General features: G+C 66.3%; 10 protein-coding genes. 6 read left to right on the top strand and 4 right to left on the bottom strand.

What is annotated here, in order from left to right:
* Positions 1-114 precede the first annotated feature (114 nt).
* From QMX79_RS10100 to QMX79_RS10085, 4 genes are read left to right on the top strand one after another with little or no spacing between them, the layout of a single operon-like run.
* A complete protein-coding gene (locus QMX79_RS10100; RefSeq protein ID WP_282246632.1) occupies positions 115-1,035 on the top strand; it encodes a DMT family transporter in 921 nt (306 codons plus the stop codon).
* A complete protein-coding gene (locus QMX79_RS10095) occupies positions 1,032-1,403 on the top strand; it encodes an MGMT family protein (RefSeq protein ID WP_282246631.1) in 372 nt (123 codons plus the stop codon). Before QMX79_RS10100 ends, QMX79_RS10095 begins: the two co-directional genes overlap by 4 nt.
* A 36-nt stretch (positions 1,404-1,439) precedes the next feature.
* On the top strand, positions 1,440-2,111 hold the full coding sequence (locus QMX79_RS10090) for a rhomboid family intramembrane serine protease (RefSeq protein ID WP_282246630.1): 672 nt from the start codon (positions 1,440-1,442) through the stop codon (positions 2,109-2,111).
* Between the two features lie 39 nt (positions 2,112-2,150).
* Positions 2,151-2,669 carry a DUF4166 domain-containing protein gene (locus tag QMX79_RS10085; protein ID WP_282246629.1) on the top strand — a complete coding sequence of 173 codons (519 nt, stop codon included), beginning with the start codon at positions 2,151-2,153 and terminating at the stop codon, positions 2,667-2,669.
* A 51-nt stretch (positions 2,670-2,720) separates the two neighbouring features.
* Here the strand turns inward: QMX79_RS10085 and QMX79_RS10080 are convergent, their stop codons facing one another.
* Positions 2,721-4,730, bottom strand: a complete 2,010-nt coding sequence (locus QMX79_RS10080) for a M13 family metallopeptidase (RefSeq protein WP_282246628.1) — start codon at positions 4,728-4,730, stop codon at positions 2,721-2,723.
* A 125-nt stretch (positions 4,731-4,855) separates the two neighbouring features.
* Entirely contained in the window at positions 4,856-6,967 is a 2,112-nt protein-coding gene (locus tag QMX79_RS10075) for a M13-type metalloendopeptidase (RefSeq protein WP_282246633.1), read from the bottom strand.
* 120 nt (positions 6,968-7,087) lie between these two features.
* Between QMX79_RS10075 and QMX79_RS10070 the strand changes: the two genes are divergently transcribed.
* Entirely contained in the window at positions 7,088-8,683 is a 1,596-nt protein-coding gene (locus tag QMX79_RS10070; RefSeq protein ID WP_282246627.1) for an NAD(P)/FAD-dependent oxidoreductase, read from the top strand.
* A 73-nt stretch (positions 8,684-8,756) separates the two neighbouring features.
* Here QMX79_RS10070 and QMX79_RS10065 read toward each other — a convergent pair whose 3' ends face one another.
* Both QMX79_RS10065 and QMX79_RS10060 read right to left on the bottom strand, forming a co-directional pair.
* Positions 8,757-10,787 (bottom strand): prolyl oligopeptidase family serine peptidase, encoded by a 2,031-nt coding sequence (locus QMX79_RS10065; RefSeq protein ID WP_282246626.1) that lies wholly within the window; start codon positions 10,785-10,787, stop codon positions 8,757-8,759.
* A gap of 94 nt (positions 10,788-10,881) precedes the next feature.
* Positions 10,882-13,860 (bottom strand): TonB-dependent receptor, encoded by a 2,979-nt coding sequence (locus tag QMX79_RS10060; protein ID WP_282246625.1) that lies wholly within the window; start codon positions 13,858-13,860, stop codon positions 10,882-10,884.
* Positions 13,861-14,368: 508 nt separating this feature from the next.
* On the opposite strand from QMX79_RS10060, the gene apbC reads away from it, so the two are divergent.
* Complete coding sequence (gene apbC / locus QMX79_RS10055) at positions 14,369-15,187, top strand: iron-sulfur cluster carrier protein ApbC (protein WP_093533396.1); 819 nt, start codon at positions 14,369-14,371, stop codon at positions 15,185-15,187.
* Positions 15,188-15,207 lie beyond the last annotated feature (20 nt).

The raw sequence follows: 15,207 nt of genomic DNA, 5'->3' as shown, positions 1-15,207 counted from the left end.
ACCGTCGCCATCCACCCAACAAGCGCGGAAGAGGCAGTGTTGATGCGCTAAGGCGCATCAACACTGCCTCGGTAGCTACCGACCGTTGGTCGGTAGACATCGGCAGATGCGACAATGCGTTGGATGTCGCACGCGCTCCCCACCTCCTCCCCACGGCTTGCCACCTCCGGCATCCTGCTCGCCGCCGTCGGCGCGGTAGCGGCCTCCGGCAAGGCCGTGATCGTCAAGCTTGCCTATCGCCATGGCGTGGATGCCACCACGCTGCTGGCATTGCGCATGCTCATGGCGTTCCCGTTGTTCGCGCTGCTGGCGGTGTGGTCGGCGCGCCGCGCCACCGCCTTGTCCTGGGCCGACCGGGGCCGGGTGGTGTGGCTGGGCTTCACCGGCTACTACCTTTCCAGCCTGCTCGATTTCCAGGGACTGCAGTACATCAGCGTGACCCTGGAACGGTTGATCCTGTATTTAAACCCCACCCTTGTGCTGCTGATCAGCCTGGTGCTGCTGAAGAAGAAGCCCGGGCGCTGGCAGGTGGCCGCGCTGGTGCTGAGTTATCTCGGCGTGCTGCTTGCCTTCGGCCATGACCTGCAGCTGGAAGGCGGGCGCATCGTGCTGGGCAGTGCGCTGGTGTTCGCCAGCGCGCTCAGCTACGCGCTGTACCTGTTCGGCAGCGGCCAGGTGGTGGCGCGGATCGGCGCGATCCGCCTGACCGCCTATGCCAGCTGCGTGGCCTGCGTGCTGTGCGTGGTGCACTTCGCGGTGCTGCACCCGCTGCCGGTGCTGTTCCAGCAGCCGGCGCCGGTGTACTGGCTGTCGCTGGTCAATGCAACGGTCTGCACGGTGCTCCCGGTGCTGGCGATCATGCTGGCGGTGAAGCGGATCGGCTCGTCGCTGGCCGCGCAGGTGGGTATGCTCGGGCCGGTATCCACCATCGTGATGAGTCTATGGCTGCTCGACGAACCCATGGGCCCCTGGCAGATCCTGGGGACGGCGCTGGTGCTGGTCGGCGTGCTGCTGGTCAGCCGCGTACGCGCGTGAAGAAAGGCGCGCCGCCGGCCGACGACGCAGTGGACGCTGCGGCGCAGGCGCGCGAGCGCATCCTGGCGGTGATCCGGGCCATCCCACCCGGGCAGGTGATGGGCTACGGCCAGGTGGCCGCCAGGGCCGGGCTGCCGGGCCGGGCGCGACTCACCGCACGGGTGCTGGGCATGAACGACGATCCGGACCTGCCCTGGCACCGGGTGCTGCGCTCGGACGGCCGCATCGCCATGCCGGAAGGCTCGCGCGGCTGGCGCGAGCAGAACCAGCGGCTGCGCGCCGAAGGGGTGGTGATGGAGCGTGGCCGGGTCAAGCACATGCCGCGCGGCGGCGATGACCTGGACGCGGCGGTGTGGGGACCGGGCTAGCCCGTTATGATGGGCGCGGTTCCAAAGGATGCCCCCATGTTCCCGCGACTGCCCACCGTCACCAAGGCACTGTTGATCGCCAACATCGTGCTGTTCCTGCTGCAGCAGCCGTTCCTGCTCGGCAACGGCACGTTCGAGCCGTTCATGCTGCAACCGCTGCGCGGTGGCTTCGACCCGTTCTCGCCGGGTGGCAATTTCCAGCCGTGGCAGCTGCTGACCTACGGCTTCCTGCATGGCAGCTTCGGGCACCTGTTCTTCAACATGCTGGCGCTCTTCATGTTTGGCGCGCCGCTGGAGCAGACCTGGGGCGAAAAGCGCTTCCTGACCTACTACCTGGTGTGCGTGGCCGGCGCCGGCCTGTGCCAGCTGGCGGTGGGCGCGATGATCACCGACCCGGCCACCGTGCTGGGCGCGTCCGGTGGCGTGTTCGGCCTGTTGCTGGCCTACGGCATGCTGTTCCCCAACCAGCGCGTGATGCTGTTGTTCCCGCCCATTCCAATGAAGGCCCGTACCTTCGTGATCGTGTTCGGCGTGATGGAACTGGTGCTGGGCGCCACCGGCTGGCAGCCGGGCGTGGCCCACTTCGCCCACCTGGGCGGCATGTTGTTCGGCTGGCTGCTGATCCGTTACTGGCGGGGCCAGCCGCCATTCAACCGGCGCCCACCGGGCGGCCCGAAGCGGCCCAACCACCTGCGCAGCGTGAAGTAGCTGCGCGACGATCGCGCCGCCGCCAGCCTGTACCGGCAGGTGCTGGGCAGTGCCTACGAGGCGCTGCCTGCGCAGGTGCAGGCGCTGCACGACACGCCTGGACAGCACCGCTGGAGCGGTACGGCACAGGTGCGTCGTGGCACCGGGCGGGTGTCACGCCTGGTGGCGGCGGTCATCGGTTTTCCGAAGGCGGGCGCCGATGTACCGGTCACCGTGACCTTTTCGACGGACCACGGCATCGAGCGCTGGACGCGTGATTTTGGCGGACGCCGGTTCACCTCGTGGCAACGGCGCGGGACAGGGCGCAATGAGGCGCTGCTGGTCGAGCGCTTTGGGTTGGTCGAGGTCGCGTTGGCGCTGCTGGTGGAAGGCGATCGATTGATGCTGCTGCCACGCCGCTGGTCCTTGCTGGGCGTGCCGTTGCCCAAGGCGCTGCTGCCCAGGGGCACCACCTTCGAAACCGAAGTGGATGGCCGGTTCGTGTTCAACGTGGAGATCGCCGCACCGGTGGTGGGCTTGATCGTTGCGTATCGCGGATCCCTGCAACCGGCGGGGTAAAAAAAGGGCACCCATTCGGGGCGCCCATCGTTCAATCCATTACCGCGTCGCTCAGCGCCAGACCTTGATCTGGTCGCTGTCCACGCGCTGCATCGGCTGGCCCGGCTTGCAGCTGAAGGTGGCACCGAAGGCCGGCAGGTTGGACAGCGGGGCGTTGGTGCGCCACTTGCCCGGGGCCAGCGTGTCGGAGGTCAGCCGCTGCGCGGCCTCGTTCGGCGACAGCTGCTGCGGCCACAGGGCGGCCCAGGCACGGAAGAAGCCCTGCTGCGTGGCCGGCTTGGCATCCGGCTCGGCCGATCTGTAGGCGGCCCACGCCAGTTCCACGCCGGCCAGGTCGGCCAGGTTCTCTTCGCGGGTCAGTTCGCCGTTGACCTTGGCACCCTTGACGCCGGGGAAGTCCAGGCTGCTGAACTGCGCGGCCACGCGGTTGCCCAGCAGGGTCCAGGCGGTCTTGTCGGCCGGGGTCCACCAGCTGCGCAGCTCGCCCTTGGAATCCACCAGCGAACCCTTGGCGTCGATCGCGCGGGTCAGCTCGTGGGCGACCAGCGCGCCGTAGCTGCCGTACTTGTCGGCGGTGTCGGCCTTGGCATTGAATACCGGGCCCTGCAGCACGGCAGCGGTGACGATCAGGCGGTTCTGCGCGATGTCATAGGCCAGCGCCGGCTGCTGCGGCAGCACGTCCCAGCGGCGGTCGGCATTGCCCTTGCCGATGCGCTTCATTTCTTCGCGGTGGCGCCAGGTGGAGGCGATCAGCATGTTGCCGCCGAAGCTGCCACGGCCCATCGGCTGCACGCTGTAATCCAGGTCGCGCAGCGGGGTGCCGATCTCGATCTTCAGCGCGGCCAGCTTGGCCTGTGCTTCGCTCTTGGCTTCCGGGCTCAGCCAGCTGCTGGCCTTGACCGCCTCGATCTGGGTTTCGCGGACCTTGTCGACGATCACGGCGGCCTGGCGGCGGTCTTCGGCGGACAGGTAGCGCGCGGCATACTCGCGGCCGACCATCGGGCCGGCGGCCACGTTCATCGCATCCAGCACCTGCTCCCAGCGGGCCGGGGCGATGGTTTCGCCACGGATCACGCGGCCGCGGAATTCAAACTCCGCATCGCGGTAGGCCTTGGACAGGTAGGGGGCCATGGCATCGCCCACGCGCCAGCGCAGGTAGGCCTTCCACTGGTCCGGCTTGATCCGGGTGACCATGCCGTCGAGCGCCTTGAACAGCTCCGGGTCGGAGAGCGAGACCAGGTCGTCGTTGACGCCCTGCGCCTTCAGGAACGCATCCAGCTGCAGGTTGCGGAAGCGGCTGTTGAGTTCCTTGGTGGAAATCGGCGCGTAGTTGTTGAACGGGTTGTTGATGCCGGCCAGCGACTGCGCATTGCGCGCCAGCTCGGTTTCCAGCGCGATGACCGCCTGCGATTCGGCCTCCAGCTTGTCGGCCGGGGTGCCGGTCAGGGCCAGGATCTGCTTGACGTAAGCGCGGTAGCGCCCCATCAGCGCCACGGTATCGGCGTCGGTGCGGGTGTAGAAGGCCGGGTCGGGCAGGCCCATGCCGCCCTGCATGAAGTAGCCGATGTGACGGTCCAGCGCCTTCAGGTCCACGTCCGGGGCGAAGTTGAAGGCCACCGGGATGCCGACCTGGTGCAGCGCGGCAATCGAGGCGGGCACATCCTTGGCCTTCTTGATGGCGTTGATGCGGGTCAGCAGCGGCGCGATCGGGGCCGAGCCGTCCGCTTCCACGGCCGCTTCATCCAGGCCGCTGGCCCAGAAGTCGCCCAGCAGCTTCTGCACGTTGCCCTGCGGTGCCTTCATCGCGCCGTCCAGCACCTCGCGCTGCTGCACGCGGGTGCGCTCGGCGAGCTGGCCAATGGCGGTGGTGGCGCCGGTCTGCGGCACCGGGTTGGCTTTCAGCCAGCCGGCATTGGTGGCGTCGTAGAAGTCGCTGCACTGCGCGCTCACGGCGGGCGCACGGCCGGCGGCCTTCTTCTTCGGGGCGGCGGAGGCGTCGGTGACGACCAGGGTGGCCAGGCCCAGGCCGAGGGCGATGGCAAGCGGACGAAGGTTGGGCATGCGAAGCAAATCCGGAAGGATTGAAGACCGGCGCACTATAGCAAGACCCAATGAAAACGCGGCATGCAAACAAAAAGGCCCGGGAAAATCCCGGGCCTTTCTGCATCACGCCAAGGCGTGGACGATCACCAGATGACGACCTGCTTGTCGCCGGCGCGCACCATCGGCGTACCGGGCTTGCACTCGAACGCGGCCGCGAAGGTCGGCAGGTTCGACGGCGCGCCCATGGCACGGAACGCAGCCGGGGCATGCGGGTCGGTGGCCAGGCGGACCTTGGCGTTTTCCGGGGTGTACTTGGTGCGCCACACGGTGGCCCAGTTGAAGAAGAAGCGCTGGTCGCGGCTGAAGCCGTCGACCTTCGGGTCTTCCTTGCCGGCGCTGGCCTTCTGCAGGGCGTCGTAGGCGGTGGCCAGGCCGCCCAGGTCGGCGATGTTCTCGCCGAGGGTCAGCTTGCCGTTGACCGCCTGGTCGCCGACCTTGTAGCCGTCGAACTGGTTCACCAGCTTGCCGGTCAGGCCGCTGAAGTTCTTGGTGTCCGCATCGGTCCACCAGTTCTCGAAGTTGCCGGTCGGCCCGAAACGGCTGCCCTGGTCGTCGTAACCGTGGGTCATTTCGTGGCCGATCACCGCACCGATGCCGCCGTAGTTCAGCGCGTCGTCGGCCTTCGGGTCGAAGAACGGCGGCTGCAGGATGGCGGCCGGGAACACGATCTCGTTCTGCAGCGGGTTGTAGTAGGCGTTGACCGTCTGCGGGGTCATGCCCCACTCGGTCTTGTCCACCGGCTTGCCGATCTTGCCCAGCGCGAACTTGTAGTTGAATGCGTTGGCCGCGCGCACGTTGTCGAAGTAGCTGTCACGGCCGGTGGTCAGGCCGCTCCAGTCGCGCCACTTGTCCGGGTAGCCGATCTTCGGGGTGAAGGTTTCCCACTTGGCGATCGCCTTGGCCTTGGTCTCATCGCTCATCCAGGTCAGGCCCTGGATGCGCTCCTTGAGCGAAGCGGCCAGGTTCTTGACCAGCTCTTCCATCTTGGCCTTGCTCTCGGGCGAGAAGGCGACCTTGACGTACAGCTGGCCGAAGGCTTCGCCGGCATCGTTTTCGATGGTGCCCAGCACGCGCTTCCAGCGCGGTTTCATTTCCTTCTGGCCGTTGAGGGTCTTGCCGTAGAACTCGTAGTTCTCCTGGGCGAAGGTGTCAGCCAGGAACGGCGATGCCGAATCCACGGTGTGGAAGCGCAGGTACGAACGCCACACCGACGGGTCGGTGTCGCCCAGCGCCTTGCTCACTTCCTGGTGGAAGCTCGGGATGGCCAGCGAGAACTTCTCCGGCGCGGCGATGCCCTGCGCTTCGAAGAATTTGCTCCAGCTGAAGTTCGGGGTCAGCTTGTCGGCGTCGGCCACGGTGACCGGGTTGTAGTACAGCGAGACATCGCGCGAGAGCTGTTCGCTGGACTTGGAGGCCTTGGCCAGGCGGGTTTCGAACTTGACCACGTCCGCCGCCTGCTTGGCGGCGTCGGCCGCCGCCACGCCGGACAGTTCCAGCACCTTGGCAACGTGCGCCTGGTACGCCTTGAGCTTGTCGGCGTTCTTGGCGTCGGTGTAGTAGGTGGTGTCCGGCAGGCCCAGGCCGCCCTGGCTGGCGTAGGCCATGTTCATGCTGGAGTTCTTGAAGTCCGCTTCCGGACCGAACCCGAACAGCACGTTCTCGCCCTTGGCGGCGGTGGTGCGCAGGTAGTTGGCGATGGCGTCCTTGTCCTGCAGGCCGTCGATCGCGGCCAGGTCGGCCTTGATCGGCTCGATGCCCTGCGCGTTGATCTTGGCTTCGTCCATGCCGGTGGCCCAGAAGTCGCCGACGATCTTTTCGATGCCGGTCGGGTTCTTCACCGCTGCGACCTGCTCGGCCAGCTGGTGCTGCACGGCGACCGAGCGCTCGTCCAGGATGGTGAAGGCGCCCCAGCTGGTGCGGTCGCCCGGGATTTCATTGGCGGCCAGCCACTTGCTGTTCACGTAATCGCCGAACGCGGTGCAGGCGTCCAGGCTCTTGTCCAGGTCGGACGGGTGGAAGGCGTTGTAGGCCGGCAGCTTGGCTTCGTCGAGCTTGAACTCGGTGGCAGCCGGGGCGGCAGTCGGGGTGGCGGTGGAGGCCGCGCTGTCCGTAGCCGGGGTTTCGTTCTTGCCGCAGCCGACCAGCGCGGCCGAAACGGCCAGGGTCAGCAGAACAATCTTGGGAGTACGAGAGATCACTAGTAAGGCCTCCGGGCCGAAGAATCTTTCAGGAAGGGCCCTTGATGGGGCCGTGGGCCAGACGATACGCCGCTGGCCCGGCCTGCAAGGGTGTCGAAGGTCATGTATACAGCCTGCATGGACACTTCTACGACGCGTGCTTGGGATGCAGTCATCATCGGCGGCGGGCACAACGGCCTGGTCTGCGCGGCCTACCTGGCCCGGGCCGGGCAGCGGGTACTGGTGCTGGAACGGCGGGCGGTGGTGGGCGGGGCGGCGGTCACCGAGGAGTTCCACCCCGGTTTCCGCAACTCGGTGGCCTCTTATACGGTGTCGCTGCTGCAGCCGCGCATCATCCAGGAGTTGGCGCTGGCCGAACACGGGCTGCGCGTGGTGCCACGCCGGATCAACAATTTCCTGCCGCTGGACGGGGATTACCTGTTGGCCGGTGCCGGGCTGACCCGCCCGGAGGTGGCGCGCTTTTCCGCGCGCGATGCCGAGCGCCTGCCGGCCTTCGAGCAGCGCCTGGAAGCCTTCGCCGATGTGCTGCGCGATCTTTCGCTGCAGGCGCCGCCGAACGTGGGCGAAGGCCACTGGCTGACCCAGCTGCCGGCCCTGTGGCAGGCGGGCCAGCTGGGCAGGCGCCTGCATGGCCTGGCGCCGCCGCTGCGCCAGGAACTGCTGGACCTGTTCACCATCTCCGCCTCGGAATACCTGGACCGCTGGTTCGAGAGCGAGCCGATCAAGGCCCTGTTCGGGTTCGACGGCATCGTGGGCAACTACGCCAGCCCCGAGGCGCCCGGCTCGGCGTACGTGCTGCTGCACCACGCCTTCGGCGAGAGCAACGGGGTCAAGGGCGCCTGGGGCCACGCCATCGGCGGGATGGGCGCGATCACCCAGGCAATGGCGCGGTCGGCCATCGCCGCCGGGGTGGAGATCCGTACTGACTGTGGTGTGCGCAGGGTTCTCGTCGAACAAGGTCGCGCGGTGGGGGTGGAAACGCTGCAGGGCGAGCGCATCCGCGCGCGCCGGGTGGTGGCCAACGTCAATCCCAAGCTGCTGTACGAACAGCTGCTGGCGCCCGATGAAGTGCCGCTGGCCACCCGCGAGCGCATGGCTAACTGGCGCTGCGGGTCCGGTACGTTCCGCATGAACGTCGCGCTGTCGGGCCTGCCCTCGTTCTCCGTGCTGCCTGGGGCAGGGGACCACCTCACTGCCGGCATCATCATGGCGCCCACGCTGGCCTACATGAACCGCGCCTACGCCGATGCACGCCAGCACGGCTGGTCGCGCGAACCCATCGTGGAAATGCTGATCCCCAGCACGCTGGACGATTCGCTGGCGCCGCCCGGACAGCACGTGGCCAGCCTGTTCTGCCAGCACGTGGCCCCGGTGCTTTCCGGCGGGCGCAGCTGGGACGACCACCGCGACGAAGTGGCCGATCTGATGATCGCGACGGTGGAGAAGCACGCGCCGGGATTCAGCGCACTGGTGCTGGGCCGGCAGGTGCTGAGTCCGCTGGACCTGGAGCGTACGTTCGGGCTGATCGGCGGCGACATCTTCCACGGCGCGCTCAGCCTCAACCAGCTGTTCAGTGCCCGGCCGATGCTGGGCCAGGCCGACTACCGCGGTGCATTGCCGGGCCTGTATCTGTGCGGTTCGGGCACGCATCCCGGCGGTGGCGTCACCGGCGCGCCCGGGCACAACGCGGCGCAGGCCATCCTGCGCGGGTAAAAAAAAGGCCACCCGAAGGTGGCCGATAATCATGGGAGCACCCGACCGTAGGCCGGGTGCCCTCCAGCGGCGGTTACAGGCCGCCGCCACCACACCCCTTGCTCAGGTAATCATCGATCAGCCGCAGCTGGTCGCCCATGATCGCGCGCGTCCAGGCCGGGCCGTGCGCGTAGTCGGCGATGGCGTGGTACTCCACCGGCTGGCCGGAGCTCTTCGCCTTGGCCACGAACCATTCGGACTGTTCGATCGGCACGGTGCGGTCGCGGTCGCCGTGGTAGACCATCAGCGGGATCTTCATCTCGCCGGCCTTGTCCAGCGGGTTCAGGCCGTCCACCGTCTTGGACTGGGCCTGGCGGAAGAACGGGTTGGTGTAGAACCGCGACCAGATCTTCTTGATGTCCGACACGCCGGCACCGGCAATGGCGCACTTGTACAGCCCGTTCGGGCGTACCGAGGCGGCGAATGCCGAATAGCCGCCGTAGGAGAAGCCGAACATGGCGATGTGGCCGGGCTGGGCGATCTTCTGGTCGATCATCCACTTGGCGCCATCATCCTTGTCGTCCTGCATCTTCTGGCCCCACTCGGCATCGCCGGCCATCCACAGCTTGCGGCTCCAGTCAGCCGAGCCGCGGAACTGCGGGCGCAGCACCGCCATGCAGCGCGACGCCATCAGCGGCACCCACATGGAACCGTCGAAGTCCATGCCGTCGCGCGCCCACGGGCCGCCGTGCGGGTGGACAACGGCCTTCCACGGACCGGCGCCGCACAGCTCGGTGTTCGGGGTGGTCAGGAAGGCGGGAATGTCCAGGCCGTCGCGGGCCTTGTAATAGACCAGCCGGGTCGTGCCCAGCGCGGCCGGGTCGATCTGCGGGTAGGACTTGGCCAGCTCGGTCAGCTGGCCGTTGTTGAACAGGTAGTAGGCCGGCGGGTCGGACGGGCCGGACACCACCACCAGGAACGTCTTCAGGTTGGCGCTGTAGTCCAGCAGGCGGATCGACTTGCCCCCGTCGAGCTGGGTGGTGGCGCGCTGGCCGGTGCCCGGATCGACCAGGGTGACCTCGCTGGCCTGGATGCCCAGGGCCTGGCGCAGGCCCTGTTCCAGCGCCTTGAAGGTCGGGTCGGTCCACTGGATCTCGTTCTCGCGCGGGCCGCTGTAGCCCACGCCGAGCAGCGCGCCGAACGGGACGCCTTCAACATTCTTGTAGCGGTTCATCACCACGCTGCCGGCGTTGAAGAACTTGTGCTCGAAGAGCACTTCCTTCTGCTTGCGCGCGGCGATGTCGTATTCGTAGATGACCGTCTTGTCGCGGCCCACGTTGCTCTGGATGAACGCGATGTTCGGGTCGTCGGCGAAGCCGACCACCTGGTTGATGTCGCGATCCTTCACGTGCGAACGGAAGTGCTCTTCCCACGAACCGGTGGCCGGGTTGCGGAATTCGGTGGCGATGTACGCGCCGGTCCCGTCCACGTCCTGGCGCAGGCGCGCGCGCAGTTCGCTGTTGAGGTCGGTGACATAACCGGCCACGCGCTCTTCGGTTTTCTGGATGCGCTGGGAGGTGAAGCTGCGCAGGTTGACCTTGTACACGTCACCGGAATTGCTGCCCGAGCCGTTGACCACCAGGATGTGGTCCGGATCGTTGGGAAGGGTATCGAGCACGGTGGAGTTGGACAGGGCCTGCTCGAGCTCTTCATTGCGGCTGGTGGCGCGGGCCGGGGTGATCGGCTCCTTCCACTGCTTGCCTTCGATGTCGGTGATGAAGAACTTGCTGATGAAGGTCTTGTTGACCCGGTCGGTACGCAGGTCGTAGGGCTGCCACAGGGTGACGGCCAACAGGCCGTTCTTGATGAAGCTCACGCCCTGGAACTTCATGCGGCCGGCACCGATCACGGTGGGCGCCTTGTCCAGGGCATTGGTTTCCCAGACCACGATGACGCGCTCTTCGCCATTGGCGCGCAGGCCGGCGATGTGCTTGCCATCGGGAGAGAGTGAAAGGCTGGAAATGGCCGGGAAGGCGGCCATCTGCTCGATGGTCGGTGCCACCGGCTTGGCGTGCAGGAGTGAGGAAGCACTGGCCAGGGCGGCCAGCAGAAGAATCCGTTTCATTGATGACCTCTGTTCATGGAGCGGGCCGACCACCGGTTTACCAGGGCCGGAAACGAGACCGCCGCCCCGAAGGGCGGCGGCTCGCGAAGCGGGATCAGAACGAGTAGGTGACGTTCAGGAAGTACTGGCGACCCCAGTAATCAAAGCCGCTGTACAGCAACGCATTGCCGACGGTGTTGTACACACCCTGGGAAATGGTCGGCGGTTCCTTGTCCGCCAGGTTGCGCACGCCGCCGGTGACCGACCACTTGTCCGCGTCGTACTGCACCGAGAACGACTGCAGGAAGTAGTTCGGGGTGTAGATCTTGTACGGCGAGGTCGCCGGGTCGAACAGGCCCGGGTTGTTGGCCTCGTAGTAGGCGTAGCTGTCCATCTTGTCGGTCCAGTCGATACCGTAGCGGACCTGCCATTCCTTCCACTTGTACGCCAGGTCCATCGTGGCGGTGTTCTTCGGGTTGCGCAGCATGCCCGCGTAGTTCACCAGCGGATCGTCCGGGAAGATCTTGCTGGACTGTTCGATGTAGTGGGTGAACTGGGTGGTGGTGCGGAATTCGCCCGGCCCGATGTCGCGGACATAACGCAGGGTGAAGTCCAGGCCGCGCACCTTGTCGGTGGACACGTTGATGAAGCCGTTGGTGACGGTCAGCGCGTTGGTCAGCGGGTTGCGGTCGACCAGGCGGCACAGGCCGTTGCCGGCGGTGAAGTCGGCGGTGGAGCTGCCGTAGCACGCGGCCAGGATGCCGGCGCCGCCAGCGTCCTGCACGCCGTTCTCGACCTTGATGTCGAAGTAATCGACAGCGAAGGACAGGTCACCGAAGCCACTGCCGAACTCCGGCTGCAGCACCATGCCGAGGGTCTTGGCGGTGGACGTTTCCGCCTTCAGGCCAGTTTCCGCACCACCCTGGGTGATCACGGTCACGCCCGAGGTGGCGGTGAAGTCGGTCGGCAGGCCCAGCGAGGCGCAGTTCTGGTAGCGCAGCGAGGACGGATCACGATCGCCGTATTCGTTGCAGGGATCGGAGGTGCTGCCCAAGAAGCCGGTGGTGCCGCCCAGGAACTGTTCGTACAGCGCCGGGGCGCGGTAGGAAGTGCCGTAGGACGCGCGGAACGACAGCCACTTCACCGGGGTCCACAGGCCGCCGATCTTGTAGGTCTCATCCGAACCGTAGGACTTGTAATCGGTGTAGCGGCCGGACAGGTTGACCGTCAGCTCTTCGGCGGCGGTGACGCCCGACAGCAGCGGCAGTTCCAGTTCGCCGTAGGCTTCGATCACCGAGTCGCTGCCGCGGGTCGGGGCGGCCGAGGTCAGGTTGAACAGGTCGCCGTCGACCGAGTACTGCGACGGGCTGTCGTCGATCTTGGCCTTGCGGTACTCCACGCCGAACGCACCGGCGGCGGTGCCCTGCGGCATGTCGAACAGCGGGCCGTTGACGTTGAAGTTGACCGTGTCTTCCTTGTACTTGGTGTTGCCGGTGACCGGCACGAACACCCAGTTCTTCCAGTCAGACGGCAGGTTGCCACCAATGGTGTTGGTGTTCAGCGCCGGGGCCGCGATGCAGCCGTTGGACGGGTCGACGCACGAGAAGCCGCCGGCACCGTTGGACACCACGTTCAGGCTCTGCGCCAGGCGGCTGGTCAGGAAGCTCTGGAAGGTGTAATCGGCGTTGTTGTCCGAATGCATCACGTTGAAGTCGTACTTCCACTCCGAGCCCAGGTTGCCACGCAGGCCGGCGTTGAAGCGGTAGTAGTCGACGTTCTGCTTGCTCTGGTCATTGCCGAAGCCGATGAAGGCGCGCACGCCCATGGGCTGGCCATTGGTCAGGTTGGTCGCCGGGCCGGCGACGCTGTCGGCCAGGTTGGCCGGGATCAGCGGGCTGCCCACGGCGTAGTCCAGCGACAGCTGGCGGTAGCCGGTCTGGGTGGACTTGCGCTTGTTGCCCAGGAACTCGTAGTACAGCTCGGCATCACCCAGCACGCCGATGTCCACGCCGCCCTGGAAGAACAGGGTGTGGGTCTTGGCCGGCGAGATCAGCGACTGGTTCAGCATCGCGTCGTCGAAGGTATCGCGCGAGTAGGTGCTCACGCCTTCGAAACCGACCAGGCCGGTGGTGACGGCCGCATTCGGGCGCCAGCGGTTGAAGCGGGTGCCACTGGTACCCGGAGCGGCAACGCCGGCGCGGGTGTTGGTGCCGATGGTGTTGATGGTGACGCCGCCGGCATCCAGCGTGTAGCACTTGGACTTGCCGGTCAGCGGGTCGATGAAGTCGCCGCTGCCCCAGTAGTCGCCCACGTCGGTGTCGCGGTACTTGTCGGTGGCGCAACGGGTCCAGTCGCGGTCGCGCAGGCTCAGGTCGTTACGGGTGTAGTACTCGTACGAACCGGAGAAGTGCGAACGCTCGCCGGTGGTGCCGAACATGATCGAGTAACGGCGCTGGTCGCCGCCACCGCCGTCGGTGGCGTTGTGCTGCGCTTCGAACGAAACGCCATCGACCTTGGTCTTGGTGATGATGTTGATGACGCCGGCCACCGCGTCGGAGCCGTAGATCGACGACGCGCCGTCCTTCAGGATTTCGATGCGGTCCACGATCGCGTTCGGCAGCACGTTGAGGTCGGCCGAGCCGACCGCGCCACGCGAACCGGCCGGCGCCACGCGGCGGCCGTTCAGCAGGATCAGGGTACGGGTCGGGCCGAGGCCGCGCAGACCCAGGGTATTGGCACCCGGGCCGCCGTCGGTGACGTAGCCGCCGTACGCATTGTTGATCTGCGAAGCGCCGGCGGTGACCGCGGTGCTCTGCAGGATGTCGGTGGTGGAGTTGAAGCCGGCCAGGGTCGATTCCTGGCGGGTCACGACCTGCACCGGCGACACCGAGTTGAAGGTGTCCTTGCTGATGCGCGAACCGGTCACGGTCACGGTGTCGAAGTTCGTGGTGGTCTTGGCCTTGGCGGCGGCTTCTTCAGCCGTCTCGGTCGCCGTGCTGTCCTGTGCGAACACCGGTGCCGAAGCCGCGAACACCATCGCGGTGGCCAGGGCGAAGCTCAGCGGATTACGGCTGAGCGACTTGCGATTCATCATGTGTGGATCCCCTTGGAACGATCGATTGCGTCAAACACCGGTGACATGGACCAGCAGGCGTCTCCGTGTGCCCTCGGATCAGGTCTTGGCAGTGACTGCCCCCTGTTCACCAGCTTCACGAGCTGATGATTCGAGGTTAACACGGCCTTAACGCGCGCTGTCAACTGTTCATCAAGAGGTCATAAAGACAAGATAGGCAAAGGCGAGCTTTCGTTCTCATTTGCGCGACAAGATATTGAAAAATATAGGCTTCATAATGGTTTTCGATGAAACCATTTCCTCCGTACTGTGACGGATGCACGGTTCATTCTTTGGCCGCATCGCACCACGGAATCCGTTCCTGACCTGTCGATGACGTCAAAATCGCCTCCGGGACAGCATCAGGACAGGGCAGGACAACGGCAGGGCGACGCAGGCGCGCCCTGTATAGTGGCGGGCTGTCCCGTTCGGCTTTTCCGGAGTTCCCGCAGTGAGTGCCAGCCCGTCTCGACGTCCCCATGCCAGCCAGGTGCAGAAGGGCCTGACCCTTCATCCGCGCGTCCGCAACGTGATCGCGGTCGGGTCGGGCAAGGGCGGGGTGGGCAAATCCACCACGGCGGTGAACCTGGCCGTGGCGCTGGCCCGCCTGGGCGCCCGGGTCGGGCTGCTGGATGCCGACATCTACGGCCCCAGCGTGCCGATGATGCTCGGCCTGAGTGGCCGCCCGGAAAGCCCGGACAACAAATCGATCGAACCGCTGCGCGCATTCGGCGTGGAAACCATGTCGATCGGTTACCTGATCGAAGACGAGACGCCGATGATCTGGCGCGGTCCGATGGCCACCTCGGCCATGACCCAGTTCTTCAACGACACCCTCTGGGATGACCTGGATTACCTGCTGATCGACCTGCCGCCGGGCACCGGTGACATCCAGCTGACCCTGACCCAGAAGATTCCGCTGGCCGGCGCGGTGATCGTGACCACCCCGCAGGACATCGCCACGCTGGATGCGAAGAAGGCGCTGAAGATGTTCGAGAAGGTCGAGGTGCCGGTGCTGGGCATTGTCGAGAACATGGCCGTGCACACCTGCAGCAACTGCGGCCACATCGAACACCTGTTCGGCGATGGCGGTGGCGAACGCATGGCCGCGCAGTACGGGGTGCCGCTGCTGGGCTCGCTGCCGCTGGATATCGGCATCCGCGAGCAGGGCGACGCCGGCACCCCGATCACCGCCGCCGCCCCGGAATCGCCGGCCGCGCAGGCTTACCTGCGTGCCGCCGAACGGCTGGTGGAGGAAGTGGCCAAGCGCCCGCGCGCCAGCATTCCGATCCTGTCTTCGCTGCTCTGATCGCTTTAGAATCGCCCATT

Origin of the sequence: Stenotrophomonas sp. PS02300 (assembly GCF_029959395.1) — a bacterium.
Classification (GTDB): Bacteria; Pseudomonadota; Gammaproteobacteria; order Xanthomonadales; family Xanthomonadaceae; genus Stenotrophomonas; species Stenotrophomonas maltophilia_AD.
This window is presented reverse-complemented; position numbering and strand designations above follow the sequence as displayed.

Excerpts from the sequence above, each read along its gene's own strand:
- QMX79_RS10090 (WP_282246630.1), top strand. The coding sequence starts at position 1,440 with ATGTTCCCGCGACTGCCCACCGTCACCAAGGCACTGTTGATCGCCAAC.
- QMX79_RS10070 (WP_282246627.1), top strand. The coding sequence starts at position 7,088 with ATGGACACTTCTACGACGCGTGCTTGGGATGCAGTCATCATCGGCGGC.
- QMX79_RS10100 (WP_282246632.1), top strand. The coding sequence starts at position 115 with ATGCGTTGGATGTCGCACGCGCTCCCCACCTCCTCCCCACGGCTTGCC.
- QMX79_RS10060 (WP_282246625.1), bottom strand. The coding sequence starts at position 13,860 with ATGATGAATCGCAAGTCGCTCAGCCGTAATCCGCTGAGCTTCGCCCTG.
- QMX79_RS10080 (WP_282246628.1), bottom strand. The coding sequence starts at position 4,730 with ATGCCCAACCTTCGTCCGCTTGCCATCGCCCTCGGCCTGGGCCTGGCC.
- QMX79_RS10065 (WP_282246626.1), bottom strand. The coding sequence starts at position 10,787 with ATGAAACGGATTCTTCTGCTGGCCGCCCTGGCCAGTGCTTCCTCACTC.